This window comes from Allomuricauda sp. CAU 1633 (genome assembly GCF_017313225.1).
GTDB lineage: Bacteria > Bacteroidota > Bacteroidia > Flavobacteriales > Flavobacteriaceae > Flagellimonas.
Map to the genome: position 1 here is coordinate 1 of NZ_JAFLNE010000012.1, position 24552 is coordinate 24552.

The following is a 24552-nucleotide window of genomic DNA, read 5'->3' on the forward strand; positions in this document are numbered from 1 at the left end:
TACAACCATGAAAGAAGACACCAGTCCATTGAATACCAAAGACCAAACGATGTTTATAGAAAAGCAGCTTGATAATTATGTTAGTTTTGTAGAGAAACTGTCCTAAAGATCGGGGTATCTACAATCACAATTATTGCATCCAAACCGTTTTCATCTTTTTCAAAAACAAAAATTCCAGACTCTAGATCAAGTCTTATTTTTAAATTTAGAAATGAGTAGCCAAGAAATGCCAATATAACTATTAATTTCAATTTCGTTATATGGATTTTTTTTGCAAAAATGGATAAAACCTTTGTCCACATATTTTAAATAGGGCTTAAGAAGGATTAGTTTTTTTATTGAGAACAATTCTGCCTTGATAAACATAATTATCAATCTTATCATTTAAAGTATAAAAGTATTTGGCTCTTTCACTTAGAATACTTTCTAGCTCATTAATATTCCATTTTGAAAACCGAACGGTTTTTCTTAGATAGGTTATCATTTGTATTTCGTCTTCGACCTCTATTTGGATTTTAATAATCTCTTCCCTTATCTTATCAGGAGCCTCTTTCGGAGCCACAATTCTTTCCAGCTTTTCCCTGTAAAAAAACAATTGATTTTGTAAATTCAACAGAGAGGGAAAAACTCTTACTTCAATTTGCCTGAAATAACCAACGTTATGTAGCATTGAATAACTGATAATCAGAATTCCTAAAATTGCTGGGATTAAAAGTTTGACGGAGTAACCCATGTAAACTCCTATTGAAAAAATCATTACAATCAAAACAACGGTAAAAATTAGCAATTCACCATGTAAAGTTTGTAAAGTTTGTAATTGTCTGTAATTAACGGAATGTCTATATAGTCCGAATCGATCTTTAGTTCTCATTCCTATTGTTATTATTAAAATGAAAACAATTTTTTAGATTAATTGAGTAAAAAAATGTTTTACTAACTACGATGATTAATAACTCCAAAATACGATAAATCTGTTAAAATTGCTGTTCTTATTCATTTCAAGTCATATAAATACCTGAAAGCTATAATAAACTGATAAATGAAATAGGCTATTAATATTCTAAAGGAATTATCAATAATATAAATCCAATTTGCACTCATATTACTATTTGGACATGCATCAATCATTGTCAGAATGGTTTCGGTCCTGTGTGCCGGATTAATCAGACTGATAAGTTTCCCCCAATTATCCATAAATGATTCAATACATGCTAATGAAACTAGTGATAGCAGTAGAATTTCAATTCCTAGAAGAATCAATATCCAAATCAGAGGTCTAGTAACTGAAAGTCCATACTTATTTGATATCCAACCAAGAATTAAAGGAAAATTGAAGTTTTTATGATGTTCATTATGAAACCTTTTTTCAAATGCTCTAAAAAGACGATTATTAGGGGAATCTTGCTTTTTGTCGTAAAGTAATTTGAAAAGTAAAATGGTGCTTAGTTTCTGATGAGGTGAATCTTTATGTTTAAAGTTAACTATGGATTCATATGTCCAATTCAAGTTATTGGCTTGCACTTCTTCAAAATCATTATCTTCATTAATTTCCAAATAAAAACCAAAATATTTGGTGCCTGTCAAAATATAGTCCTTAAACATCCAACTCGGAACCTTTCCTTTTGCTGTAAAAGCTATACCGTCAAGCAATAACCGTTTTGTAATTTTATTACTAATTAATGAAATGGAACTCTGTTGTTTAAAGTTGGTTGGCTTGATTGATTTGAGATAAAGGTTTTCTATTGAATTGTATTTAAAATCAAGACGTTGAGTGTTTAACTCAACAATTTCAACAACACTAAATTTGTTTTGTTCAATTGACAATTTTTCAATTTTAGAAGCCAGTAATTGAAACTTTGAATCACCTCTATTATCCGCTAATTCAACATCGTTGGCTTCAAAATTTTCAATTACCATTTCCATTATATTTCCTTTACTGTTTAGATTCCGGGTTGTTTCAATTACCAGTTTATTAACTTTCCCTAAAACAGCAATTTCTTGAACTTGGTTATCAACTAATTTTAAAAATTCATTTTCAGATTTAACCTTGATTAGCGAGCATCTAAGATTACATATTTTAATTCCCAAGAATGGATGATTTCCGTATACTGAAATAAACAGCCTTTCCATTATTCTGGAAATCTGCATTGCGCCTTTAAAGTTAATTTCAATGCGGTCAAACATTTCCACAGACTTTAATAAGTCTACAGAAAAATCACGGCTTATATTAATGAACATTTCATTTGAACTCTTTATTTGTTCATAAAGGTCAACTTCAATATATATTGTTTTCTTAGGATTCAAATTATTGTATAAAACCCCATGAGCCCTAATTGTCAATCCAACATGCTTAATTAAAATCGTTTTACCAAAATTAGCATCAGTTTTGAAAAAGGACCTTAATTGCTCATTAAAGCCAGTTTTGAACAAATCATGTAGTTCGATTGTCATATTCCAAAATGGATTTTTTTATACAATTGAAACTAGTTTTTCCTTTAATTAAAAAATCCTTAGCAAGGATAGCTTACACTCCCCATTCATTTAAAAATGAGAATAAACCTTCCTTATTAGAAATATCATCTAGGAGTTCCTTTCTAAATTCTTCCTTGGGTCCAGTCACCTGAATCTTTTCATTTTGAAATAATATTTCCCGGGTTATTTTATAACTCTCAAAAAATTCAAATAAATATTTTGTTTCAATTTTTATATAAAAAGTCAGTACATCGAGATTCTCTCCAGGGAATATTTGTGGGGGTTTTTCATTTGTAATTTTTACTGATTCTTCATTGGAAGTAAATGAGTAGTTTCGTGATTGGCCCACATCTTGGAAATATACAACACACTGAATAATTTTCTTTAAATAAGCATTGACTCTATATTCATTAGTCATTACCGAACCAGTATTGATAATGCCAATGGAAAACTTAAAATGCATGGTTTCCTGAAATTCTTTTGATTCTGAAGTATCACTATCTACGGAAAAAAGAAACGATTCAAAATCTAAACTGATTTTAGCTCTGTTATTGTAAGCCTTTCTAACTTCATATTCTTCCATTTGAACGGACTCGAAATTTTTTCTAACATAAAATCGTTTGTCAAGATTGTTCATATGGGGAGCATCATCGCTAGCTGGTATTTGAATTACATATACAGTTTTTGAAATATCATTATCAATTCGTATTGGATGAATCCGGATATTAGATATACCTCTTTTTATTGTAGTTGAAATTATTTGATCCAAAGATTCTTTGGTAAAATCGTATCCATTAACATACTTAAACCCTATTGGAACATGATCAATTTCCTCCATTCCATAAATAATTATTCCCCCATCGGCATTCGCCATTGCTGAAATGTCCTTAGCTAATTCCTTTTTCTTTACTGGTGTCTTAGCTAGCGATTCCCCTCTTTTATATTCTAAGTTAATAGACTCCTCTATTTTGTTGTCTATTAAAGATTTCAAAGTTTCAATAGAATAATTTTCCAGCTTATGTAACTCTACCATAACGACTTACTTCATTAAGTAATATCAAGTTAAAGTATGTAAGGTTTCTAATAAATCCTAAATTGCTTTTGATGAGTTATCAACTAAGCGGACCAGAATCTTCATAAATGTTGGGAAATAGTTGGGAAATAAGGCCAATAAAAAAACGCAAACACCTAAAATTTAGATGGTTGCGTTTTTTCTTCTGTGCGGGTGAAGGGAGTCGAACCCCCACGCCTTGCGGCACTAGATCCTAAGTCTAGCGTGTCTACCAGTTCCACCACACCCGCAAAAGGGAGTGCAAATATAAATCAATTTTCCGATTTGCAAACCGGCCTACTTTAAAAACTTGTTTTTTGTACTTTTAGTGTCCTTTTTAAAACATACATGGAACACATAAACGATTACATCAACACCCACAAAGACCGATTCATAAATGAGCTTGTTGAACTTTTAAAAATCCCCTCCATCAGTGCAGACCCTGCCTATTCCGCAGCTGTTTTGGAAACAGCAAAGGCTGTTAAAAAATCACTGGATGATGCCGGTTGCGACAATACCGAAATCTGTGAAACCAAAGGCTATCCTGTGGTGTATGGCGACAAAATTATTGACCCTAATTTACCTACGGTATTGGTGTATGGACATTACGATGTGCAACCTCCAGACCCTATGAACCTATGGGATTCACCACCTTTTGAGCCCATAATCAAGAAAACCGATTTGCATCCAGATGGTGCCATTTTTGCACGGGGTGCCTGTGACGATAAAGGCCAGTTTTTTATGCACGTAAAGGCTGTGGAGTTCATGATCAAGAACAACCAGCTTCCCTGCAACGTAAAATTTATGATTGAGGGTGAAGAGGAAGTCGGAAGCGATAGTTTGGAGGATTTCCTAAAGGAAAACAGCGAAAAACTCAAAAACGACATCATCTTGATTTCCGATACGGGCATGATTTCCAACGACACCCCATCCATTACCACAGGCCTTCGGGGATTAAGTTATGTACAAGTGGAAGTGACCGGGGCCAACCGCGACCTTCACTCCGGGATTTATGGAGGTGCTGCACCCAACCCTATCAATGTGTTGGCGAAAATGATTACTTCACTTCATGATGAGAACAACCATATCACCATTCCTGGATTTTATGATAAGGTTGAAATCATTTCCGATGAGGAGCGTGCCGAGATGGCCAAGGCTCCTTTTAATCTGGAGAACTATAAAAAAGCGTTGGATATTGATGACGTCCACGGCGAAAAAGGCTATACCACTACCGAACGTTTCGGGATTCGACCCACCTTGGATGTGAACGGAATTTGGGGCGGTTATACGGGCGAAGGTGCCAAAACCGTCATTGCCAGTAAAGCCTACGCCAAAATTTCAATGCGATTGGTTCCTAACCAAAATTGGCACGAAATTACCGACCTGTTTACCAAACATTTTACATCTATCGCTCCAAAGAGTGTGAAAGTAAAAGTCACCCCGCATCATGGCGGTCAGGCGTATGTGACACCAATTGATAGTGATGGGTATCAAGCGGCTTCCAAAGCTATGGAAACGACTTTTGGAAAAACTCCGGTGCCACAACGTACAGGAGGGAGTATTCCCATCGTGGCGCTATTTGAAAATGTTTTTGACAGTAAAACCATTCTTTTGGGATTTGGATTGGACAGCGATGCCATCCACTCCCCCAACGAACATTTTGGGGTCTGGAACTTTTTAAAGGGCATTGAGACCATCCCCTACTTTTACAAATATTATACAGAAATGAAGTCTTAGGTCTTCTTCACGTATTGGGTAAGAATTACTATTTGTTGGCCATCTACCTTGCCCTCAATGTATTCGGCATTCTCACGATCCAGGGAAATCCGTCTCACGGCGGTTCCCTGTTTTGCGACCATGCTGGAACCTTTTACTTTTAAATCCTTGATCAGCACAACATTGTCACCATTCTCCAAAATGGCCCCGTTGGCATCCCTGTGAATCACTTTCTCTCCTTCGGCCTCACCTTCACCAGTGGCCTTGGCCCACGCTAAGGTGTCATCATCCAAATACATCATGTCCAAAAGGTCTTGTGGCCAACCTTCGGATTTTAACCGATGGAGCATGCGCCACGCCACAACCTTAACGGCATCGTGTTCGCTCCACATGCTATCATTTAAACAACGCCAATGGTTGGCGTCCATGTCATCGGGATTTTCAATTTGAGTTTTACAGCTGGCACACACCAGAATACTTCCATCTAATCCTCCCGTGGAAACCGGTAGCACTTCGTAACTATCCAAACCTTCCGTTGCACCGCATAATTCACACGCCGCTCCACTTCGTTCCTGCAAATCTTCCAGTAATCCCATTATACTATTTTAAAGTGATGCAAACTTAGAACTTTTCAAACTATACTGTGCTTAATAAGAGACCAAAAAAATCCACTCACCTAGGTGAGTGGATTTCAGTAAAACCACAACAAAACTCAAGGCAATTGAGAATATCCATGTCTGGTCTTCCAGAGGAAATATTTCTCAAAAAGCACCTTTGAAAAATCGTAGAACACATTGGGTATCATAATGGCAAAGTTCCTAGGTTTAAACAGGTGGTCACTTACAATGATTACCTCTTTTTTACCAGCATCCATCACGCAGATACCAGGAATTTTTCCCCATGCTTTTGTTTTTAGTTTTTCTTTTCCATTGGTGACCCTCACAATGTTTTCAGCAACAATTTTACCGGTTTCATCGGATGGATACCCTGTTTTGGGGCCAGAAAATGGAACTTTACCGGGCTTGAAGGGTAATTTTACATCCACAGCGATTCCTGCAGACCAAATATTGGGGTATTTTACATGTCTATAATCATCCCCAACGGGCAAATACCCAGCTGGAGTTGGCATAAGTTCAGGGGAATTCACCACAAAATCGACTCCTACAAATGGAGGCATCAACATCGTGAAATCACTGGCCAATTCTTCACCGGAAGTTAATATCACTTTATCTTTTGTTACTTCCTTCACGCCTACCTCGGTATGATAGAGAATGTTGAACATTTTCATAAAGGATTTGAGCATGGTCTCACCTCCGGTGATGCCATCTATTCCAAAGTGACCCAAGAAGGTTTCTGGAGTGATCCAATGCAAATCCACTTTCTTCCGAATTTTTTGTTCCCTCAACCATTTTTCCACATTAAAGAGAAATTCATAAGCGGCACCCATACATCCGGCATTTTGGGTGGCTCCAATAACAATGGGGCCGGGGTTTTTCTTGAATTCTTCCAAAGCTTTTCTGGTTTTCATGGCTCCATTGGGAGTACCAATGTAGTGGGCAAATTCGGCTACGCCAGGAGCTACGTCATATTTTACTTTGGGTCCTGTGGCGACCACTAAATGGTCATAGGCATAATCTCCTTTGCTGGTATAGACCATTTGTTCATTGGGATCTACCCGTAAAGCTTCTGCTTGCACAAAATCTACCCCTTTCTTTTCCAAAATGGTGTCTTTTCTGAAAGAAATATCTTTGATCTCCCTTCTACCAAAGGGTACCCATATCAGTGAGGGAACAAATAGAAATAAAGGAGATTTGTCGATGACAATCACCTTGTGTTCCTTTTTCCCTTTTCGTTTGATTTCCAAAGCGGCGGTCATTCCTGCGAAATTTCCACCAATTACTACTGTTGTTGTCATGGCCTTTGAATTTATTACTGTGAAATTACACCATCCCTTCACCAAAAACAGTAACCTAAGTCACATAGAATCAAGACATAGCAACATCGTTAAACATTCCCTAAAAAAGAGATCAAACCTGCGATTCATGGGCAATTGATGTAACAAAATCTGCAAAATTGCGTTCTAATATTCTATCAATCAAATCAGAACACTATAATGCTACAACGTTTTTTCATCTTCTGCTCAGGAGCGGACACCCATATTTTGGAAACGTGCTCCAATGGGGAACGCAACAAGTACGCCGGGATTGGCGCTACCGTTTTCTTTACCGCCATTATGGCCTTTATTGCCAGTGGCTATGCTTTGTACTCCGTTTTTGACAACCTCTTTACGGCTATCTTTTTTGGACTTATTTGGGGATTGTTGATTTTTAATTTGGACCGATATATCGTATCCACCATTAAGAAACGTGATAATTTTAAAAGTGAATTGCTACAGGCAGCTCCACGAATTGTTTTGGCCATCATCATTGCTGTGGTGATTTCCAAACCGTTGGAAATGAAGATTTTTGAAAAGGAAATCAATCAGGTATTGTTGGAAGAAAAAAACGTCATGACCTTGAACAACAAGGAGCAGTTGGCCTTGCAATACACTCCAAAGATTGAAAGTCTCAATGAAGATATTGCCAACCTGAAAAATGAAATAGCTACCAAAGAGGCGGAAACAAATACGCTTTACGACACCTATATTTCGGAAGCCGAAGGAACCGCTGGAACGGGTCTATTGGGTAAAGGCCCTGTATATAAGGAAAAACGGGAAAAGCATGATGCTTACCTAGCCGAGCTAAATACCCTAAAAGAAACCAATGCGGCCAAAATTGAAGGGCTGGAAGCCCAAATTGCCGCGTTAGAAACCGATTACAACACGGCCGTAACCAGTTCCCAACCCATTATTGATGGTTTTGATGGACTCATGGCCCGAATCAATGCGTTGGGCAAACTACCCTGGTTTCCGTCATTTTTTATCTTCTTGTTGTTCTTGGCGATTGAAACCGCTCCTATCATTGCCAAGCTATTGGCACCAAAAGGGGAATACGATTATAAATTTGAAGAACAGGAAAGTGTCGTGGCCACTTGGGTGTCGCAAAAAGTGGCACAACGCAAATTATTGATGGCCACCGACGGGGAAATCAACACGCAAATCTATGCCGATATCAAGAGTGAAGAAGAACTCTATCGCTACAAAAAGGAAAAAGCAGAAGAATTGCTCCGGTTACAGGCCGATTCATTCCACAATGTGCAGGTGAAAGGGCTTTAATCCACTATCCCCATATTTTTTAAAAGAAAAGAAGCGTTCATATTTTGGCACACCCCTTCTTTGAACTTATAATCAAAGAACAGTTCTCCGTTGATGATCTGGGCATCAAAATAGCGGTTTTCCACTTCGGAAAGTTTGTCTGCAAGGGTGCACAAACTTAAATCGTGGGTGGCCACCATGCCCGTTGACCCATGTTGCACCAAACGCTCAATAAACTTTTTAGAGCCTTTGGCTTTGTCCACACTGTTGGTCCCTTTAAGGATTTCATCCAAAATCACGAAGCCATCTCCCTTCTCCAACTCCTCTACAATATATTTTAAGCGTTTCAGCTCTGCATAAAAATACGAGGTCTCATCCGCCAATGAATCTGAAGAACGCATACTCGTCAACAAGCGAACGGGAGCGTATTTTACTTCTTTTCCTTTTACAGGCAAACCCATATTTGCCATGACTATCTGTAGGCCAACGGCCCGTAAAAAGGTACTTTTCCCGGCCATATTGGCCCCGGTAACGATACAAAAACGACCTTTTCCAATCTCAAAGTCGTTTAAAACGTTCTTTTGGGGGTCGACCAAAGGATGTCCTACCTCTTTTCCGCTCAATACCACATCGTCTTGCACCAAATTCGGGTAGGTATGGTCGGGATGGTTAAAGGCATAGGTACCCAATGTGATGTAGGCATCAAACTGGGCAATGGCCGAAAACCACTCCTCCACCTCATCCCCGTATTTTTCAATCCAAGACTCTACTTTGTAAGCAAAGTATAAACTCCACAGCAAAAATCCCTGCCCGAACAGCAGCACTAAAAAGTTGTTCTGCTGTTCGAAGTTGTCCATTCTTCGACTGAAGTTTTTCAATATTTTTGACGTCTTCTCACCTTCGACCTCCAGCTTTTTTTGAAGGTTCTGCAAGAGTTCCGATTTGAAATTTTGTCCTTCCAGTTCAGAAATCAAGCGCTGATGTTGTTGTATGGTTTCCTGTGCTTCAGAAACTTGAACTGCAAACTTGAGAATGCTCTTGGAAAAACGCCCTACAATCCCAATCCCAAAAAAGAACCAGAGTACCACCAAACTTTCAGGCACCGAACCAGAAACGGTCAAAAAAATCAACAAAATGGAGAGCAATGCAAAAATGGGTGTCACTACGCCCACCCAGTTTGGTGTGAACGAAACATGGTTTTTCATCCAATCCGATACCAAATCAGGTGAAATCCTAGGCTTAGTTTCGCCCGCTAAAGCCGAAAAATGTTGTCGCCATTCCGGTAATTGGGCCAATTCTTGAATTGCCTGTTGCTTTTTGGCAATATCCTTCGGATGTCCATCCAACAAAAGACCAGAAAACACTTTCCTGCCCTGTACCAGAGTCGTTCGGTTGGTGTATTGATAAAAGGAACCTCTTCCAAACACATCCAAATCTTGCGCATAAGGATGGTCTGGTTGCAAAAATTCTCTTCCGTCTGGTAAATGGTGATACCGGCGGGCCAAAATTTCCAGTTCTTTTGTATTGATGTCGATTAGCCGTTGTACATATGCCTTATACCGCTTTACATTGATAAAACGAATAATCAGATATATGAACAACCCAACGCCTAAGGGCATTAGTATAAAAATTGCCTCCGTTCTCCAAAAGAAGTAAGCCCCAAGGGTCAATGTTAAAAATATGAACAACCGTAAGGTGGCCAAAAGGGCCAATCGCTTTTTTACCTGCTGAAGTTCCTGCTGATGCTTGTCTTTTAGAGATGTGTAAAACTGCTGTAAATCCACCATCTAATCTCCACCCATATTTTGCAATTCCTGCTGTAGTTTTTTGGTAAGTCCGGCCACTACAAGTTCGTAGGAATGGTCCACCAGTTCCAGAATCAATTTTGCAGGTAGGTTTTCCAAGAAAAGGGTGTTCCAATGGGTTTTGCTCATGTGGTAGCCCGGAATAATGGTCCCATCGTATTCCTCTCGCAGTTCCACGGCACGTTCTGGGTCACATTTTAAATTGCACTGTGGAGGGAGTCGTTCCAAGGATACCAAGGCGAACATTTTGCCCATCACTTTAAACACCAACGTATTTGCGTCAAAGGGGAACTCCTCGGTCACCCCTTTTTTTGTGAGGCAATATTCACGAAGTTCCTCAACATTCATAATTAGATGCCTTGCGAATCGTACACAATGACCTTTTCCCAAAGATCTTTGCACTCTTCTATAAAAACAAGGTGCGGCGGTTCTGTTTGGTAGGCTTCCTGTGCTTCGGCGGACTCAAATGACACGATGAGTGCATAAGTGAACGAGTCATCCACTACATCCCGAACCGCTTTGGGTGGTTTTCCAATATATTGGGTCTTGGCGTATTGCGAATTGTCCAGAAACTTTCTTAGGGAAGCTTCAAACTTGGCCCTGTCGGCCTCGTTATCTGGGTTTTTGAACCAGAAATAAACGGTATGCGCAAATGCGTCGTCAAAATTAGTCTTCATGTCGTTTTTGATTTGTACACAACTGGAGGAAACTATTCCCACCAAAAATAGAATAATGATTCTTGTTTTCATGTTTATTTATTGTTCTATAAATTGTTTTTCTCGATTTGAAATTTCCAAAGCAGAGTAATCCAAGGTCCAACCAATGGTCTCCACAATTTTTTCCACCACCAAAACGGCCTGCAAGGCTTCTTTACGAGCTGTTTCCATCAGCCCGCTTTCGGGGATTTTCTGTTTGATGTGTTCCTTAGCTTCCTGATTCAATTTGGTGAGGTCGTTGGGTGAAAAGCTGTTGAACAGCCCATTTTTGATATCATAAAACTGCAAATCAGGTTCAATGGACAACACTTCTGGCTCTGGAAAATTACGCAATATGATTTTCTTATTTTGGGTGTCGGCAGATAAATCCAATTTCCCAAGATCATATCCGATATGTGCTTGTGCTTTTACCACAATGAGTGCCTTTTTCTTGCTTCGCAAAAGGCTCATAAAGCTGTCCTTGGTGTTTTCGTAATGATAGATTTCGGCAAAATCGCCTTCCACAGAAACCAATTTGCAAACGCTCCGAATCTTGTCCAACAAGACCGTGGATTGCTGTTCGGTGATTTCTCTGCTCTTCTTTTTTCGGAATAGGGAGAACACCCAATACATGAGTATGGCACCCAATACTACCCCGAGAATGGTATCAACTATTTCACCCATTATTGCCTATTTCACCCAAGTGGGTAAACTTAAATCCTTTATCATATTTTAGACCATAGCCCATTGCCCTATCCATAGCTGAATGCGAAAACAGAATAATTCCAATGAGCTGGCATAAAGGTATAGAAAAGTAGACACCCATCCCATAGATTAGTAGGGCCAAGCCTTTGTGATGGAATAGGTTATAGGAAACCGCCCCGATTTTATTCCCAAAAAGGTAGCCCAGCATTCCGATATCCGGGGTAAGAATCAATACCAAAAACCACCACCAGGCATAGGGGGTCAAACTAAACAAATAAATGCCCAAACCGAACATCATCCATTCCTCGAGTTTTAATAGTGTTTTCATGTGTTCAAAATTTTATAGAGTACTGGTCTGCTGGGGCTGGCATCATTTTCAAAGGGTGCCACTTGAAGGTCTAAAAAATAGGTCCCATCCACTACTTTGTTGGGCACATAGATAAATTCGGTAATGGTAGCCTTTTCGTGGGGTTTGCCTTGGATGTTCCAAAAGGCATTGTGGGATAAAAGTGCTCCCGCATCCCGTTCCTTGTCCACCGAGGGTAAATCTATCAGTAAGTGTTTTACTCCTTTTTTTACTAAATATTCTGCTGCTTCCTTCAACAAATAGGGTGGGTTGGTATCTGAATATTTCCTGGACCGTTTGTCCTTAAGGTTGGGCAGCGTCCGAATCACCACCGCATCCCGTTTTTTGTTGCCCAAGGCATATTTTAGTTGCTTTTCGGAAATGACAAAATCTTCACCTTCCTGTTCGGGGGCCACGGTGATGACCTCGGCCAAAAAGAAGAACTGCTTTAGTTTTTTATTGACGGAATGAAACGCCTCCGTAATATGACCCAGACACTCGGTATGGGTAACGTGGCTATGCGGGTTGAACCAAATGTCATTGAAGTTGGTGGACGCCCCCTCGGTCACTTTTCCCGTAAAACCATCTTGTTTGTGCGGTTTTATTTTCGGTGAATCCAAGTACCACGCATTGACACCCCCCTCCCCATCTTGGAGGGATATGGAAATATCAAGAGGTTTGGTCAAATCAATTGTATAATTTCTGGAGTTGTATTTTATGGTGGCTATCATTCAAACTTTACTTGAAACAGTAATTAAATCAATTCATTTGATAAATGCAATAAATCCCTTTTTTTGTTGAGTGAAATTCTGGAGGGACTTTGTGTTAAAAATCAACTTAACTAAAAACTGCGGGGGTCTATTTTGGGAAAAATACCAAATTTTGGTACTTTTAAACAAAGAATTGAATTATGAGCAAAAACACATCCATATCACTTGGAAGTTATTTCGACCAATTTGTGAACACCCAAGTTTCTGCTGGAAGGTATAAAAACGTTAGCGAAGTCATCAGGGCTGGTCTTCGACTTTTGGAAAACGAAGAAAGTAAAGCAATGGTTTTACGAAATGCCATACAAGAAGGAATTGATAGTGGAATATCTCATGATTTTGACCCAGACAAGCACCTCAAAGAGTTGAAAGCTAGACGGACAAAGAATGACTAAATATGAATTAACCAAAAAAGCAGTTCAAGATTTAGGTGAAATTTGGGAATACACTGTTGAAAAATGGTCAGAACAGCAAGCAGATAGATATTATAATTTATTGTTGGACAGCTGTCAGGATATTGCCAACAATCCTGAATTAGGTAAAAATTATGATGGAATTACAACTAACTTATATGGGCTTAAAACCAATCGGCATATCATTTTTTATCGAAAACGGTTAGACCAACCGATTGAAATAACAAGAATTCTGCACGAACAAATGGACTTAAAAAACAGAGTGACCGAATAGTAAAAGCCGCTCCCAACCGGGTTTATCAAATATTGTTTTTGAATCCCATTTGAATTGGTCTGCATTCAGGTACGGCCTAAAAGAATACTTAGACTCAAGGGTTTGAGACACGGAAAATATCACTTGCAATGTCATTCACTACGGCGTTTGTATTTTTAAATTTAGCTATCAATTGGAAATAGCGTTTTATGAGTTGAGAAAGTGCACCGGTCTATTGCAGCATTGATTTTTTGTTCCCAAAAAACTACCTTCACGTATCGGTCGATATAAATCATTAAAACGATTCATATCTTTAAACGTTGTAGCACATTAAAAAAATGAACGTTTTAGAAGAAAATTTAGCGGAATATAAAACTGACTTTCCAAAAAGCTGGTCTTTTCTTTGGTCACCAGAGGAAGCCGAAAAAATTTCTGAAGAACATAAAGACCAAATTCATTTTCTGAATAAAAAAGGAACTGAAATTGTAAAAGAATACCTGAATTCTTCTAAAATGTTAGCTTACTCAACTGGAACTGATTGGAGTCCATTTACGAAAGGATATTTCAAAACGGAAAAGAAGTTTCAAATTACAATGGACTGTGGTTCGGAAATAAAAAAATGGCTCTACAATCTTGGAATTCCATTTGATAAGTATGTTTTTGTAGAATCCGACAATTCTGGACAAGCAATAATGCTGACTTGGAAAATGGTAATCAAACATTGGGAAGGAATGTTTTGGGATACTGACTTGACAATTTTTGACGGAAGTCTGAATTGGGCACTATTTTATTATCACGAAAGTGAACTCTTTTTTGGAAAGGACAACGTGTTCGACCAGGAAGCGGAATTTGAAAAAAATCTTGAACAAAATAGACTATTAAGCGAAATAAAAAACCGAATAAAATAACGTGCTACAACGATGTATAACCGCAATTACGGCGGATTCGACTACGTCCGAATCCACTCGGAATTGCTAACGTCAGTGCTTAACCGAAAAACATTATCTTTAATCCCGTAACTGACGGTTATACGAGACCGATACGTGCAACCTCCCGAATTGAGAGACTGAACACCTCAGCGTTACCTTAAGAAAAACAAATCACTGGCAATCCCATCCGCCAAAAACTTTCCTTTTTTGGTGGTGAGCAGCGTATCGTTTTCCAGAACGAGTAAACCCTGCTCTAAAAATTTATGGGATTGTTGGGTTAGGTATTCCACATATTTTGGACCGAAATCGGCTGTTATCCGTTCCAAAGAAACACCCCAAATAGTTCTCAGTCCGGTCATCACGTATTCGTTGTAGCGGTCTGTCTGGGTCAAGGTTTCAGTTTCGTTGGGTAACTCCCCCGCTCCTATGGATTTGATGTATTTGACATTGTTCCGAATGTTCCAGCTTCGGTTTTGCCCATCAAAGGAATGGGCGGATGGGCCAATGCCCAAATAGGTTTTCCCCAACCAATACGACGTATTGTTTCGGGAAAAGAAACCTGGTTTTCCAAAGTTGGAAATTTCATAATTGATAAACCCATTCGCTTCCAATAGATCCACCAAAATGTAAAATTGTTCTTGCGCCTGCTCGTCATCCACATCGGGGACGATGCCTTTTTCGATAAACTTTTTGAGGGCGGTTTTGGGCTCCACAGTCAACGCATAACTGGAGATATGGGGCAAGCCAAAATCCACCGTTTTTTGGATGTTGGTTTTCCAACGGTCATTGGACATGCCAGGGATTCCGTAGATCAAATCGATGGAGATATTATCGAAGTGCTTTGTGGCTTCCCGAATGCAGTTTTCGGCTTCTTCGGCATTGTGAGCACGGTTCATTAACTGCAAATCTTCCTCAAAAAAGGATTGTATGCCGATGCTGAGTCGGTTTATGAGACTATTGGACAGTTGAACAATTCGATTGCTGGACAAATCATCCGGATTGGCTTCCAAAGTGATTTCCGGCATATCAATTACGTTGTAATGGTCATACACCGTTTGAATCAATCGCTCAATCTCCTCATTGGAAAGTACGGATGGTGTTCCTCCTCCAAAATAAATGGTTTCTACTAGCTCATTGGGCAGTTCATCCTTTCGCAGTTCCATCTCTTTGACAAGGGCGTCCACCATAGTCTCCTTTTTACCCAATTGTGTGGAAAAATGAAAATCGCAATAATGGCAAGCTTGTTTGCAAAACGGCACGTGAATATAAACTCCAGACATGGTCAGCGAAGTTTATCCGGATTCTGCTTAACGAAGGCTTCCCATCCCGTGTAACTTTTGCCTACTTGCACTTTTCCATCATTATAAAAATGGCAAACAGCGGCGGCGAGTCCGTCTGTGCTGTCCAGATTTTTGGGGAGGGTTTTCAACTTCAGCAGGCTTTGCAACATTTTGGCCACCTGCTCTTTGCTGGCGTTTCCGTTTCCGGTAATGGCCATCTTGATTTTCTTGGGCATATACTCCGTAATCGGAACTTGCCGGGATAATCCCGCGGCCATGGCCACGCCTTGTGCCCGACCCAATTTTAGCATGGACTGTACATTTTTTCCATAAAAAGGAGCCTCAATGGCGATTTCATCGGGGTGGTAGGTGTCAATCAATTCCAGTGTACGCTCAAAAATAAGTTTGAGTTTGGTGTAGGGGTCGTCATATTTTCGGAGCATCAACTCGTTCATCTGCACAAAGTGCATCTGTTTGCTGACCACCTTTATGATGCCAAAACCCATGACAGTTGTTCCTGGGTCAATCCCTAAAATGATTTTTTCTGTTGCCAAATCTCTAATTGGTGTTTAGTACCAGTGGTAACCGGAAACGGAGGCTCACTGGATTCCCTCTTTTTATGGCCGGCGCCACCGTGGTGAGGTCGTTTAGAAGTTCGGATACCTTGGTGTTGAAATCTGCTATTTCGTTCAAAACGGAGGTTTTTTCTTCAACATGAAGCACAGAAATGAACCCATGCTCATCAATCACAAAATCGATATAAACCGTGTCGTTCAAATCTTCATTTACTTGAAACTCCAAGCTGTCCAAGGCATTGGAAAAGGAGTCCAGCATCACATTCTGAAAACACTCGCGCTGGGCTTGCTTGGTAGCGGTCTCATCGCAGCCGTCAAAATGGGGGTATTGGTCCACATCGTTCCAATCTATCGCCAAAAGTTCCTCATTGACCAATTTTTGGGTCTTATCTTCCCGCGACATAAAAAGTTCGCAGGAAACCAGCAAGCCAAAAAAGGATAACAACATGTACTTCCGCATAACAGCCCCGAGAATTTGGCTGAAATTACGATATTTTAATGAAGAACTGTATAACAGAAAGAGGCCTGAAATAATTTCAAGCCTCTTGCTACCTTAATAAATAGATCCAAAAAACCACTAAAAACTAACTGAAACCTTTCCCCGCACATAAAAAGGTGTCCCTGGGGTAAAATGAATCTCTTCAAATGAGTTGGGTTCGTTGAACAAACGGCTTTCTGTCGCAAACTGAGTCTCGTTCCATTTGGTATCGAACAGATTTTCCACAATCAGGCCAAAGGTCCAATTGTTTACACTATAATTGAGTGTAGCATCAGTGACAAAATAACCTTCCGCCACTATGGAATTGTCCTCATTGGCCGGTCTATCATCAATATATCTGTAATTGATTCCCCCTGAAAAACCTTGGTCACCACCCAAGGTGACTCCTCCAACCATGGTAAAATCGGGTGCCAAAGGAATATAATCTTCTCCATCTGCCTCCTCAGTGCTACGGGCATGGGTGTAGTTGGCATCGGTATACAGATAAAGCCAATCCAAAGGTTGATATCTTGCACCTACCTCAAGTCCCATTCGTCTTGTTTTTCCACTGGGTTCCACGATTCCTGCATCACCCACGTACACAAACTCCTGATCTAGGAATAAGGTCCACAGCGTGGCGTTCAAGACCAATTTATCCGCTGGTTTTATAATGGTTCCCAAATCCACGCCATAAGCGGCAGGCAAGATATCTTCTCCTCCGTTCGCCACCACAACCCGAGTATCGTTGGAATGAAATCCGATTCCAGTTTTCAGGAAAAACTGGGTGCTTTCTGTTGGACTGTAAATGGTATTGAACTTTGGGCTGAAAGCCACTTTTTCTTCACTACGGCTATCATACAGTTCACTCATTTTGTTGATGTAATCAAACCTGAAGTAATCTAAACGAAGGGCAGGCTCAAACGTAAACTTGCCCGATTTGAATTCAGCTCCTGCAAAAGCGTAGCTGTTTACCTCATCCACATCGCCATAAGCCAAACGTTCCAATAATTCTTGGCGGTTCAACGTATGCGATAGTTGGTTGTCGTCCACATTATCATACCTAAAACCGATTCCCGCATTGTATTTGAATCCCATTCCACCCAAATTGGCCGAATTGTTCTGAAAAACCGTCTTGGCACCAGCCATCACTCGGTCTTCAAACTGTTTGATTTGGTCACCATTAACAGGGTCATCCAAGAAAAAGGTAAAGTTGGAATAGAGCTCAAAATCATAATGCGATACAAACGCCGTGGTATTAAGTGATTTTCCTGCACCCAAATTCTTGTTATGGTTCAATACAATGTTGGTCCGGCTCGTTTGTCCACCCTCGGTATCATCGATGGCGCCAAAACGACCAATCAAACCTTGGTCCACTGCCCGTTGTGGAATTTGACCTGAAGCATCCCACTTGCTCGAAAAGTGCGAAGCTGTCAACAACAACTCCTGGTCACCAGGCAACGCATAACGGTATCTTCCCAAAATATTGATGCGGTTAAAGTTCTGTGGGGATTCAAACGGGCCGTCTGTCAAATATAGTTCTGAAGCCAAGTACGCATTACTATTTTGGTTGTCCATCACATTGAACATTCCCATAAATCTACGGGTACCAAATTGCCCAATTTCAGTGGACAACATACTTTGGTCCAAACTCTTTCTCAGCTTTAAATTGATATACCCCGCCGTATTAAAGTTCCCTTGGTCGGCATAATAGGGTCCTTTGCCAAAATTTATATTTTCTATGGTCTCCGGAATCACAAAGTGGAGGTCTGCATATCCCTGACCGTGGGCGTGGGACACCATATTCACCGGCATTCCATCCACATTAATAGCCACATCGGTTCCGTGATCCACGTCGAAGCCGCGTAAAAATATCTGCTCGGCCTTGCCACCACCAGCATGTTGGCCAATAATCAATCCGGGTACCTTTCTTAAAATTTCCTGTGAAGATTTTACAGGATTGGTTTTTACATCCACATCCACCACCCGACTCAGGGCATCCACTTCGGATACCAAAACCACTTGGTCTAAAGAAATGGAGCTCTCTTCAAGAACAATGTCCATCGGATTTTGCAAATTGGATTGACTCACCACTTTGGTTTGCGTAGCGTAACCGAGTTTTGAAAAATAAATCGTATCATTTATCGAGGTTCTATCCAGAACAAAGTGTCCTGTTCCATCCGTATGACTATGTTGACCGCTGGTTTTGTTGAAAATTCCAGCATCCTCGATGGGGGAACCAGCTTCATCAACCAGTTTTCCCTTTATGTTTTGCGCAGCAATGGTGCCCATGAATAGCATGGACAATGCCGCCATAAAATATTTCATGTCGTTGTCTTTTAATTTGATTTGTTTAAATACCTCTGAACAATAGAAACACTAGACCATCTCCAAAAAAGATTGGAACTCGTTCTTTAAAATTGGCCTAGCTGATTTTTCAGCTAAATTGGGGAGGAGGTGTGGTTACGGATTGAAACCAAAAAGAAGTTAGGTTTTGGTATGCCCAATTGCGAATGCCAACTGGTAAGGTAATAGGTGTTTCCGGTGTAGCTCCGGTTTTTTCAGCAAGATGCTTGTCCAATTTAAAGCTAATTTCATCCTTGGATTCTTGCTCATGGGGCCGATTGGCCTCCAACAAATCTTTTAAAACTTCCAAAGCTTCGTGCGAGTGACCCGCCATAGCCTCCAATGAAGAATAATCGATTGTTTCGTGATCCGATGCAAAACCATGGTGATGCGTTTTTTTGGTAAATGCGTGGGATACCTCGTGCAAAGTTTCCAACACCAAACCATTAAAAAGCCCAATCACATAAAACAGACACATCGCGGCACATCCCATTCGGATGAACCTTGACTTTGTATGTCTATTCTTTGTTTTCATGATTGCTGGATAATCGGTTTCAAATTTACCTACGAAATTTTTAAGGGTAGGGTTTTATTTTGATTTTGTTTGTAACAATTGTCGGTTACATTTGTCTAACAGGAAAACACAACCATGGACATTGCTTTACTCATTTTGGGGTTCCTTTTGATGTTGGTTGGGATACTGGGTAGCTTTCTACCCGTATTGCCGGGTCCACCCATTAGTTGGGTTGGGCTACTTTTATTGTATTTGACCAAAGCAGTGCCCGATAATTGGTGGGTTCTTGCCATCACCTTTGTTATTGCCATCACCATTACGGTTTTGGATTATGTGATTCCGGCTATGGGCACCAAAAAATTTGGGGGCAGTAAAGCGGGTATGTGGGGAACCATAATCGGGCTGATCATCGGCCTCTTCCTTCCGATTCCAGGAGGGTTTATCATTGGAGCATTTCTGGGAGCTTTTGTGGGAGAGCTCTCCAACAATATTGACCAAAAAAGAGCTCTTAAAGCGGCTTTTGGTTCGTTTTTGGGTTTTTTAACGGGTACCTTTATGAAGTTTGTGGTCACACTTCTCTATGCCATATTCTATGTGTTTATAGCAATTAAGTATGCAAGCGAACTATTTACGTTTAGTTAGTCTAGCCACTCCACTTTTTCAGAGATAGGTGTTCTTTCGGATTGAATTACCTCGCCCTCAAAATACCCTATATAAAAAAAGCCCAGGCATTTTTCGCCCTCCTTCAGATTAAAGAACTCATCCATATACTTGATGAGCCCGGGCGAAGACCAATAACTGCCAATACCCAGTTCGGTGCAGCACAACCACATATTTTGAACGGCCATGGCTACGGAGGCAATCTCCTCCCATTCCGGGAGGCTCTCTTTTGGGTCCCGTTGCATACAGATCGCGATTACCGCTCCAGAGTTGGATGGATTAAATTGCAGTTTTTTGATTTTCATTTGCTTTGGTCTGGGATCAGTTTCCTCATATTTGTTGGATAAAAAAATACCCAGTTCTTGTTTTTTGTCGCCTGTTAACACTTTAAAGCGCCACGGTTCGGTTTTTTTGTGGGTAGGAGCCCAATTGGCCGCTTCCAAAATCTTTTCCAAGGTTTCTTTGGCAATGGGTTTATCAATATATTGAGGAGGGAAAATACTTCTTCGGTTCTTGATCAAGTCAAAAATCATAGCTATTCTTTTAATTAATATCCAAAGTTACTTCCCAAAAAGTTGCCATCATAATTTCAGGGGCAAATCCATACATTTTTGAAGTGCAGGGTTTCTATTATCCGTTTTCCAGACCATGCTCAACACCGCGCGTTGTTTTATGTTTTTCATTTCGATAAACTTTACCTTCATCTGAAATCCATACTGAAGCGTTGTGGGCACAATGGCAATACCCAATTTGTTCTCCACCAATTTAAAGATGGTCTGCGCATGAACTGACTTATGCGAGACGTTGGGCACAAACCCACTATCTTCACAAATGCTCAGGACGGTATCGTAATACATGGGGCTATAATCTTGGGAAAACAAGATAAAGTCCTCATACGCCACTTGATTGATGTTTTTAAAGTTCTTTTCATCCAAAGGATGCTCTGCAGGCAACACCAAAGAAAAAGTGTCTTCAAAAACCGGTCTCACGTCCAGTCCTTTCGGCACGCGGGATAATCGAACAAAACCCAAATCCAATCGGTCGGCCAATATCGCATTGATTTGTGCTCGATTGGAAAGTTCTTCCAAAGTGGTATGTACCGTTGGATACTTTTCTTTCAATCCCAATAATAAATTCGGTACCACATTTTGCATGGCCGAACCCAAAAAACCAATGCGCACCTCCCCCAATTGTCCTTCACCTATAAGTTTTACCTGCTTTTTGGTCTGTTCCAGATGATTCAAGACGAATTCTACCTCTTTTTTCAAATACTCACCCGCTGGGGTCAAGCTCACCTTTTTCTTGTCCCTCACAAAAAGTTGGGTGCCCAGAATCTCCTCCATCTGTTTGATTTGGGTACTCAAACCGGGTTGGGAAATGAACAGCTTTTCCGCGGCCTTTCTAAAGTGAAGCTCTTCGGACACGGCCAAAAAATAGATGAAATGTCGAAGTTCTATTTGATAATTCATACTTATTGATTGTTACAAAAATAAGTATTGGTAATTATTAATCCTAACTCGTAATTTTATTCAAAAGAAAAACACATGGCGATAGACCGAACATTTCTATTTGGCGAAGACCATTTAACCGCAAGCATAGCTTTGGGCTTGGCCCATGGCACCATAAAAGGTGTTTTCTCCGATGAATGCCTAAAAAATGTGAATGTGAGTTACCAACGCGTTCAGCGCATTGTGGAAAAAGGCGATACGGTGTATGGAATCAACACTGGTTTTGGTCCTTTGTGCAACACCAAAATTTCCAAATCGGACACCAAGATTCTACAATCCAACATATTACAGAGCCATAGTGTGGGGGTGGGAGAACCTATTTCCAACGAATTGGCTAAAATTATGCTGATTCTTAAAATCCATGCCTTGGCCAAGGGATTTTCTGGAATTGCCGAAACCACTTTGCAACGCATGCTCTGGCATTTGGATAACGATGCCATTCCCGTGGTCCCCTCCCAAGGTTCGGTTGGTGCTTCTGGCGATTTGGCTCCACTCTCCCATCTATTTTTACCACTGATTGGGCTAGGGAAGATTGAATACCAAGGAAGAACCATCCGTACTCAAGAGCTTTTTCAACAAACTGGATTGAAACCACTCGATTTAGGACCAAAAGAAGGTCTTGCCTTGATCAATGGCACTCAATTTATTGCCGCCCACGGGGTAATGGTCGTTCACAAATTACAGCATTGCCTGCGCCATGCGGACATCATAGGCGCCATGATGCTCGAAGGGCTACAAGGCTCCATGAAGCCCTTTTTTGAAGAATTGCACGAACTACGCCCCTTTAAGGGCAACCAACATGTGGCCGGCAGAATCCGAACACTCCTTCAAGGTTCTGAAATTTTGGAAGATCATATCGATTGCGAACGGGTACAGGACCCCTACTCCCTACGTTGCATGCCACAGGTACATGGTGCATCCCGTAATGCATGGCTCCACCTGAAAGAATTGTTGGAAATCGAGCTCAATTCGGTTACGGACAACCCTGTCATCATCAATGATGAATTGACCATCAGCGGTGGGAATTTCCATGGTCAGCCTTTGGCCATGGCCTTGGATTATGCTGCCTTGGCCGCTTCGGAAATTGGAAATATCTCCGACCGACGCATCTATCTGGCCCTCGAAGGCAACAGTCCGGGTGTTCCCAAATTATTGATGAATGATACAGGTATCAATTCGGGCTATATGATCTTACAATATACTTCCGCAGCATTGGCAAGTGAAAACAAAAGTTTGTGTTTCCCAGCTAGTGCCGATAGCATTCCCACTTCGTTGGGACAGGAAGACCATGTGAGCATGGGGTCCATCAGTGGTAGAAAAGCATTAAACATTATTGAAAACGTGGAGAAAATCCTCGCTATTGAATTGCTGACCTCTGCCCAGGCGTTCGAATACAGAAAACCGTTGAAATCGGGCATTGTGTTGGATGAAATCCATACATTCCTCAGAACCAAGGTCGCTTTTGCCGAAAACGACCGTGTTTTTGCGGATGATATCGAAAAAGGAATCGAAATCATCCAAAATCGGGAAATCATTGATTTGGTAGACCTTGTGATGGATGAAAAACAACTGAAGTGGAACACCCCACATTTGGAGGAATTTGAAACATATTAAAATGAACAGACCACTACTCATAGGACCCTTTGCCCAATTGCTCCCCATGACAGGGCTCCCTTTAAAAGGAGCACTCAAAGATGAGCAACTGCCCATTATTGAAAACGGGGGCATTTTGGTTTCCGAAGGAAAAATCCGCAAAGTCGGAATATTTGATGAGTTAAAATCCGATGATGTTGACATCCACCATATTGAAGGTGACCATGTTTGCCTTCCTGGCTTTGTAGACTCCCATACCCATATTTGCTTTGACGGTACCCGAGCCCGTGACTATGCCTACCGAAATGCCGGAAAAACCTACTTGGAGATTGCTAAGGCGGGGGGTGGTATTTGGGATACGGTCACCCAAACCCGAAAAGCTTCACAGGGGGAATTGGTGCAAGGCATTATTTCCCGAAGTAAAAAACATCTCAAAAACGGGGTCACTACCATCGAGGTAAAAAGTGGCTACGGTCTTTCTGTGGATGAAGAATTAAAAATGCTACGCGCCATCAAACAGGCCAACGAAACCACAAATGCCGCATTAGTCCCAACTTGTTTGGCAGCCCACATGAAACCCAAAGATTGGCATCAGGATAAAGATTATTTGGACGTAATCATCAATGAATTGTTTCCCATCATCAAAGCTGAAAACCTGGCTAATCGGGTGGACGCCTTTGTGGAAGAAAGTGCTTTTTCCCCTGAAGAAATTAAACCCTACTTTCAAAAAGCAAAGGAAATGGGATTTGATATCACGGTACACGCCGACCAATTTACCACGGGAGGCAGTCAGGTTGCGGTTGATTTTGATGCGGTGAGTGCCGACCATTTGGAAGTCAGTACTGAAAAAGAGATTCAATTGCTCGCCAAAAGCAACACCATTGCCACGGCATTGCCTGGAGCGTCCATCGGTCTGGGATGTGCCTATACCCCTGCACGCAGAATTTTGGATGCAGGCGGGGCTTTGTCCATTGCAAGCGACCACAACCCGGGCTCTGCTCCCATGGGCGACCTGTTGACCCAAGCCAGTATTTTGGGAACTTTTGAGAAGCTATCGAATACTGAAGTACTTTCCGGAATCACTTTTAGAGCAGCTGCAGCATTACGATTGGCAGACCGTGGCAAACTGGAAGAAGGAGCACAGGCAGACTTTTTGATTTTCCCAACAGACAACTATCAAGAAATCACGTACCATCAAGGGCAGTTGAAGCCAAGTGCCGTTTGGAAAAAAGGAAATCAAATAAAAACAACTTAAA

Annotated in this window: 26 protein-coding genes and 1 tRNA gene; 8 read left to right on the forward strand and 19 right to left on the reverse strand. The window is 40.8% G+C overall.

Annotation, left to right across the window (positions count from 1 at the left end; all coding sequences use genetic code 11):
• Positions 1-316: 316 nt before the first annotated feature.
• The 4 genes from J0X14_RS18480 to J0X14_RS18495 form a co-directional block, all read right to left on the reverse strand.
• Positions 317-871, reverse strand: coding sequence for a hypothetical protein (locus J0X14_RS18480; RefSeq protein ID WP_207099311.1), 555 nt, complete (start codon positions 869-871; stop codon positions 317-319).
• A 122-nt stretch (positions 872-993) separates the two neighbouring features.
• Entirely contained in the window at positions 994-2451 is a 1458-nt protein-coding gene (locus J0X14_RS18485; RefSeq protein ID WP_207099312.1) for a hypothetical protein, read from the reverse strand.
• A gap of 73 nt (positions 2452-2524) precedes the next feature.
• The gene (locus J0X14_RS18490; RefSeq protein WP_207099313.1) at positions 2525-3505 is read right to left on the reverse strand and encodes a helix-turn-helix domain-containing protein; all 981 of its coding nucleotides are present in this window, start codon (positions 3503-3505) and stop codon (positions 2525-2527) included.
• Positions 3506-3692: 187 nt separating this feature from the next.
• A tRNA-Leu gene (locus J0X14_RS18495) sits at positions 3693-3774 on the reverse strand.
• A gap of 97 nt (positions 3775-3871) precedes the next feature.
• Here J0X14_RS18495 and J0X14_RS18500 point away from each other — a divergent pair.
• The gene (locus J0X14_RS18500; RefSeq protein ID WP_207099314.1) at positions 3872-5260 is read left to right on the forward strand and encodes a dipeptidase; all 1389 of its coding nucleotides are present in this window, start codon (positions 3872-3874) and stop codon (positions 5258-5260) included.
• Here the strand turns inward: J0X14_RS18500 and J0X14_RS18505 are convergent.
• Positions 5257-5835: a PhnA domain-containing protein gene (locus tag J0X14_RS18505; protein ID WP_207099315.1), complete on the reverse strand. Its 579-nt coding sequence runs from the start codon at positions 5833-5835 to the stop codon at positions 5257-5259. The genes J0X14_RS18500 and J0X14_RS18505 overlap by 4 nt on opposite strands.
• 116 nt (positions 5836-5951) lie before the next feature.
• Positions 5952-7154, reverse strand: a complete 1203-nt coding sequence (locus J0X14_RS18510) for an NAD(P)/FAD-dependent oxidoreductase (RefSeq protein ID WP_207099316.1) — start codon at positions 7152-7154, stop codon at positions 5952-5954.
• A gap of 198 nt (positions 7155-7352) precedes the next feature.
• Between J0X14_RS18510 and J0X14_RS18515 the strand changes: the two genes are divergently transcribed.
• Positions 7353-8453, forward strand: coding sequence for a DUF4407 domain-containing protein (locus tag J0X14_RS18515; protein ID WP_207099317.1), 1101 nt, complete (start codon positions 7353-7355; stop codon positions 8451-8453).
• On the opposite strand, the gene J0X14_RS18520 is transcribed toward J0X14_RS18515, so the two are convergent.
• Genes J0X14_RS18520 through J0X14_RS18545 form a run of 6 tightly spaced genes read right to left on the reverse strand, consistent with a single transcriptional unit; the run spans position 8450 to position 12714 of the window.
• Complete coding sequence (locus tag J0X14_RS18520) at positions 8450-10219, reverse strand: MutS-related protein (RefSeq protein ID WP_207099318.1); 1770 nt, start codon at positions 10217-10219, stop codon at positions 8450-8452. The genes J0X14_RS18515 and J0X14_RS18520 overlap by 4 nt on opposite strands.
• On the reverse strand, positions 10220-10585 hold the full coding sequence (locus tag J0X14_RS18525) for an MmcQ/YjbR family DNA-binding protein (protein WP_207099319.1): 366 nt from the start codon (positions 10583-10585) through the stop codon (positions 10220-10222).
• A gap of 2 nt (positions 10586-10587) precedes the next feature.
• Entirely contained in the window at positions 10588-10986 is a 399-nt protein-coding gene (locus J0X14_RS18530; RefSeq protein ID WP_207099320.1) for a Dabb family protein, read from the reverse strand.
• 6 nt (positions 10987-10992) lie between these two features.
• The gene (locus J0X14_RS18535) at positions 10993-11616 is read right to left on the reverse strand and encodes a DUF4230 domain-containing protein (protein ID WP_207099321.1); all 624 of its coding nucleotides are present in this window, start codon (positions 11614-11616) and stop codon (positions 10993-10995) included.
• Positions 11609-11965: a DUF4260 domain-containing protein gene (locus J0X14_RS18540; protein ID WP_207099322.1), complete on the reverse strand. Its 357-nt coding sequence runs from the start codon at positions 11963-11965 to the stop codon at positions 11609-11611. The genes J0X14_RS18535 and J0X14_RS18540 overlap by 8 nt, the downstream gene beginning before the upstream one ends.
• Positions 11962-12714, reverse strand: a complete 753-nt coding sequence (locus J0X14_RS18545; protein ID WP_207099323.1) for a cyclase family protein — start codon at positions 12712-12714, stop codon at positions 11962-11964. The genes J0X14_RS18540 and J0X14_RS18545 overlap by 4 nt, the downstream gene beginning before the upstream one ends.
• A 179-nt stretch (positions 12715-12893) precedes the next feature.
• On the opposite strand from J0X14_RS18545, the gene J0X14_RS18550 reads away from it, so the two are divergent.
• From J0X14_RS18550 to J0X14_RS18560, 3 genes are all read left to right on the forward strand, one after another.
• Positions 12894-13145 (forward strand): type II toxin-antitoxin system ParD family antitoxin, encoded by a 252-nt coding sequence (locus J0X14_RS18550; protein WP_207099324.1) that lies wholly within the window; start codon positions 12894-12896, stop codon positions 13143-13145.
• Positions 13138-13437, forward strand: coding sequence for a type II toxin-antitoxin system RelE/ParE family toxin (locus J0X14_RS18555; RefSeq protein WP_207099325.1), 300 nt, complete (start codon positions 13138-13140; stop codon positions 13435-13437). The genes J0X14_RS18550 and J0X14_RS18555 overlap by 8 nt, the downstream gene beginning before the upstream one ends.
• 317 nt (positions 13438-13754) lie before the next feature.
• Entirely contained in the window at positions 13755-14324 is a 570-nt protein-coding gene (locus J0X14_RS18560; RefSeq protein ID WP_207099326.1) for a hypothetical protein, read from the forward strand.
• A gap of 173 nt (positions 14325-14497) precedes the next feature.
• On the opposite strand, the gene hemW is transcribed toward J0X14_RS18560, so the two are convergent.
• The 5 genes from hemW to J0X14_RS18585 form a co-directional block, all read right to left on the reverse strand.
• A complete protein-coding gene (hemW, locus tag J0X14_RS18565; protein WP_207099327.1) occupies positions 14498-15625 on the reverse strand; it encodes a radical SAM family heme chaperone HemW in 1128 nt (375 codons plus the stop codon).
• 2 nt (positions 15626-15627) lie between these two features.
• Positions 15628-16179, reverse strand: coding sequence for a crossover junction endodeoxyribonuclease RuvC (gene ruvC / locus J0X14_RS18570; protein ID WP_207099328.1), 552 nt, complete (start codon positions 16177-16179; stop codon positions 15628-15630).
• Between the two features lie 4 nt (positions 16180-16183).
• Positions 16184-16660: a hypothetical protein gene (locus J0X14_RS18575; RefSeq protein ID WP_207099329.1), complete on the reverse strand. Its 477-nt coding sequence runs from the start codon at positions 16658-16660 to the stop codon at positions 16184-16186.
• 117 nt (positions 16661-16777) lie between these two features.
• Positions 16778-19003, reverse strand: coding sequence for a TonB-dependent receptor (locus J0X14_RS18580; protein WP_207099330.1), 2226 nt, complete (start codon positions 19001-19003; stop codon positions 16778-16780).
• Positions 19004-19112: 109 nt separating this feature from the next.
• Positions 19113-19556 carry a hypothetical protein gene (locus tag J0X14_RS18585; protein WP_207099331.1) on the reverse strand — a complete coding sequence of 148 codons (444 nt, stop codon included), beginning with the start codon at positions 19554-19556 and terminating at the stop codon, positions 19113-19115.
• A gap of 114 nt (positions 19557-19670) precedes the next feature.
• On the opposite strand from J0X14_RS18585, the gene J0X14_RS18590 reads away from it, so the two are divergent.
• Complete coding sequence (locus tag J0X14_RS18590) at positions 19671-20177, forward strand: DUF456 domain-containing protein (protein ID WP_207099332.1); 507 nt, start codon at positions 19671-19673, stop codon at positions 20175-20177.
• Here the strand turns inward: J0X14_RS18590 and J0X14_RS18595 are convergent.
• Both J0X14_RS18595 and J0X14_RS18600 read right to left on the reverse strand, forming a co-directional pair.
• Positions 20174-20728: a nitroreductase gene (locus J0X14_RS18595; protein ID WP_207099333.1), complete on the reverse strand. Its 555-nt coding sequence runs from the start codon at positions 20726-20728 to the stop codon at positions 20174-20176. The genes J0X14_RS18590 and J0X14_RS18595 overlap by 4 nt on opposite strands.
• Before the next feature lie 48 nt (positions 20729-20776).
• Positions 20777-21664 (reverse strand): LysR family transcriptional regulator, encoded by an 888-nt coding sequence (locus J0X14_RS18600; protein ID WP_207099334.1) that lies wholly within the window; start codon positions 21662-21664, stop codon positions 20777-20779.
• 75 nt (positions 21665-21739) lie between these two features.
• Between J0X14_RS18600 and hutH the strand changes: the two genes are divergently transcribed.
• Together hutH and hutI are read left to right on the forward strand one after the other, a co-directional pair.
• On the forward strand, positions 21740-23317 hold the full coding sequence (gene hutH, locus J0X14_RS18605; protein WP_207099335.1) for a histidine ammonia-lyase: 1578 nt from the start codon (positions 21740-21742) through the stop codon (positions 23315-23317).
• Position 23318: 1 nt separating this feature from the next.
• The gene (hutI, locus tag J0X14_RS18610; protein WP_207099336.1) at positions 23319-24551 is read left to right on the forward strand and encodes an imidazolonepropionase; all 1233 of its coding nucleotides are present in this window, start codon (positions 23319-23321) and stop codon (positions 24549-24551) included.
• Position 24552: the final 1 nt, after the last annotated feature.

What these genes read in the sequence shown, in the direction of transcription:
- J0X14_RS18480 (WP_207099311.1), bottom strand. Translation starts at nt 871, where the DNA reads ATGAGAACTAAAGATCGATTCGGACTATATAGACATTCCGTTAATTAC.
- J0X14_RS18485 (WP_207099312.1), bottom strand. Translation starts at nt 2,451, where the DNA reads ATGACAATCGAACTACATGATTTGTTCAAAACTGGCTTTAATGAGCAA.
- J0X14_RS18490 (WP_207099313.1), bottom strand. Translation starts at nt 3,505, where the DNA reads ATGGTAGAGTTACATAAGCTGGAAAATTATTCTATTGAAACTTTGAAA.
- J0X14_RS18500 (WP_207099314.1), top strand. Translation starts at nt 3,872, where the DNA reads ATGGAACACATAAACGATTACATCAACACCCACAAAGACCGATTCATA.
- J0X14_RS18505 (WP_207099315.1), bottom strand. Translation starts at nt 5,835, where the DNA reads ATGGGATTACTGGAAGATTTGCAGGAACGAAGTGGAGCGGCGTGTGAA.
- J0X14_RS18510 (WP_207099316.1), bottom strand. Translation starts at nt 7,154, where the DNA reads ATGACAACAACAGTAGTAATTGGTGGAAATTTCGCAGGAATGACCGCC.
- J0X14_RS18515 (WP_207099317.1), top strand. Translation starts at nt 7,353, where the DNA reads ATGCTACAACGTTTTTTCATCTTCTGCTCAGGAGCGGACACCCATATT.
- J0X14_RS18520 (WP_207099318.1), bottom strand. Translation starts at nt 10,219, where the DNA reads ATGGTGGATTTACAGCAGTTTTACACATCTCTAAAAGACAAGCATCAG.
- J0X14_RS18525 (WP_207099319.1), bottom strand. Translation starts at nt 10,585, where the DNA reads ATGAATGTTGAGGAACTTCGTGAATATTGCCTCACAAAAAAAGGGGTG.
- J0X14_RS18530 (WP_207099320.1), bottom strand. Translation starts at nt 10,986, where the DNA reads ATGAAAACAAGAATCATTATTCTATTTTTGGTGGGAATAGTTTCCTCC.
- J0X14_RS18535 (WP_207099321.1), bottom strand. Translation starts at nt 11,616, where the DNA reads ATGGGTGAAATAGTTGATACCATTCTCGGGGTAGTATTGGGTGCCATA.
- J0X14_RS18540 (WP_207099322.1), bottom strand. Translation starts at nt 11,965, where the DNA reads ATGAAAACACTATTAAAACTCGAGGAATGGATGATGTTCGGTTTGGGC.
- J0X14_RS18545 (WP_207099323.1), bottom strand. Translation starts at nt 12,714, where the DNA reads ATGATAGCCACCATAAAATACAACTCCAGAAATTATACAATTGATTTG.
- J0X14_RS18550 (WP_207099324.1), top strand. Translation starts at nt 12,894, where the DNA reads ATGAGCAAAAACACATCCATATCACTTGGAAGTTATTTCGACCAATTT.
- J0X14_RS18555 (WP_207099325.1), top strand. Translation starts at nt 13,138, where the DNA reads ATGACTAAATATGAATTAACCAAAAAAGCAGTTCAAGATTTAGGTGAA.
- J0X14_RS18560 (WP_207099326.1), top strand. Translation starts at nt 13,755, where the DNA reads ATGAACGTTTTAGAAGAAAATTTAGCGGAATATAAAACTGACTTTCCA.
- hemW (WP_207099327.1), bottom strand. Translation starts at nt 15,625, where the DNA reads ATGTCTGGAGTTTATATTCACGTGCCGTTTTGCAAACAAGCTTGCCAT.
- J0X14_RS18575 (WP_207099329.1), bottom strand. Translation starts at nt 16,660, where the DNA reads ATGCGGAAGTACATGTTGTTATCCTTTTTTGGCTTGCTGGTTTCCTGC.
- J0X14_RS18580 (WP_207099330.1), bottom strand. Translation starts at nt 19,003, where the DNA reads ATGAAATATTTTATGGCGGCATTGTCCATGCTATTCATGGGCACCATT.
- J0X14_RS18585 (WP_207099331.1), bottom strand. Translation starts at nt 19,556, where the DNA reads ATGAAAACAAAGAATAGACATACAAAGTCAAGGTTCATCCGAATGGGA.
- J0X14_RS18590 (WP_207099332.1), top strand. Translation starts at nt 19,671, where the DNA reads ATGGACATTGCTTTACTCATTTTGGGGTTCCTTTTGATGTTGGTTGGG.
- J0X14_RS18595 (WP_207099333.1), bottom strand. Translation starts at nt 20,728, where the DNA reads ATGATTTTTGACTTGATCAAGAACCGAAGAAGTATTTTCCCTCCTCAA.
- J0X14_RS18600 (WP_207099334.1), bottom strand. Translation starts at nt 21,664, where the DNA reads ATGAATTATCAAATAGAACTTCGACATTTCATCTATTTTTTGGCCGTG.
- hutH (WP_207099335.1), top strand. Translation starts at nt 21,740, where the DNA reads ATGGCGATAGACCGAACATTTCTATTTGGCGAAGACCATTTAACCGCA.
- hutI (WP_207099336.1), top strand. Translation starts at nt 23,319, where the DNA reads ATGAACAGACCACTACTCATAGGACCCTTTGCCCAATTGCTCCCCATG.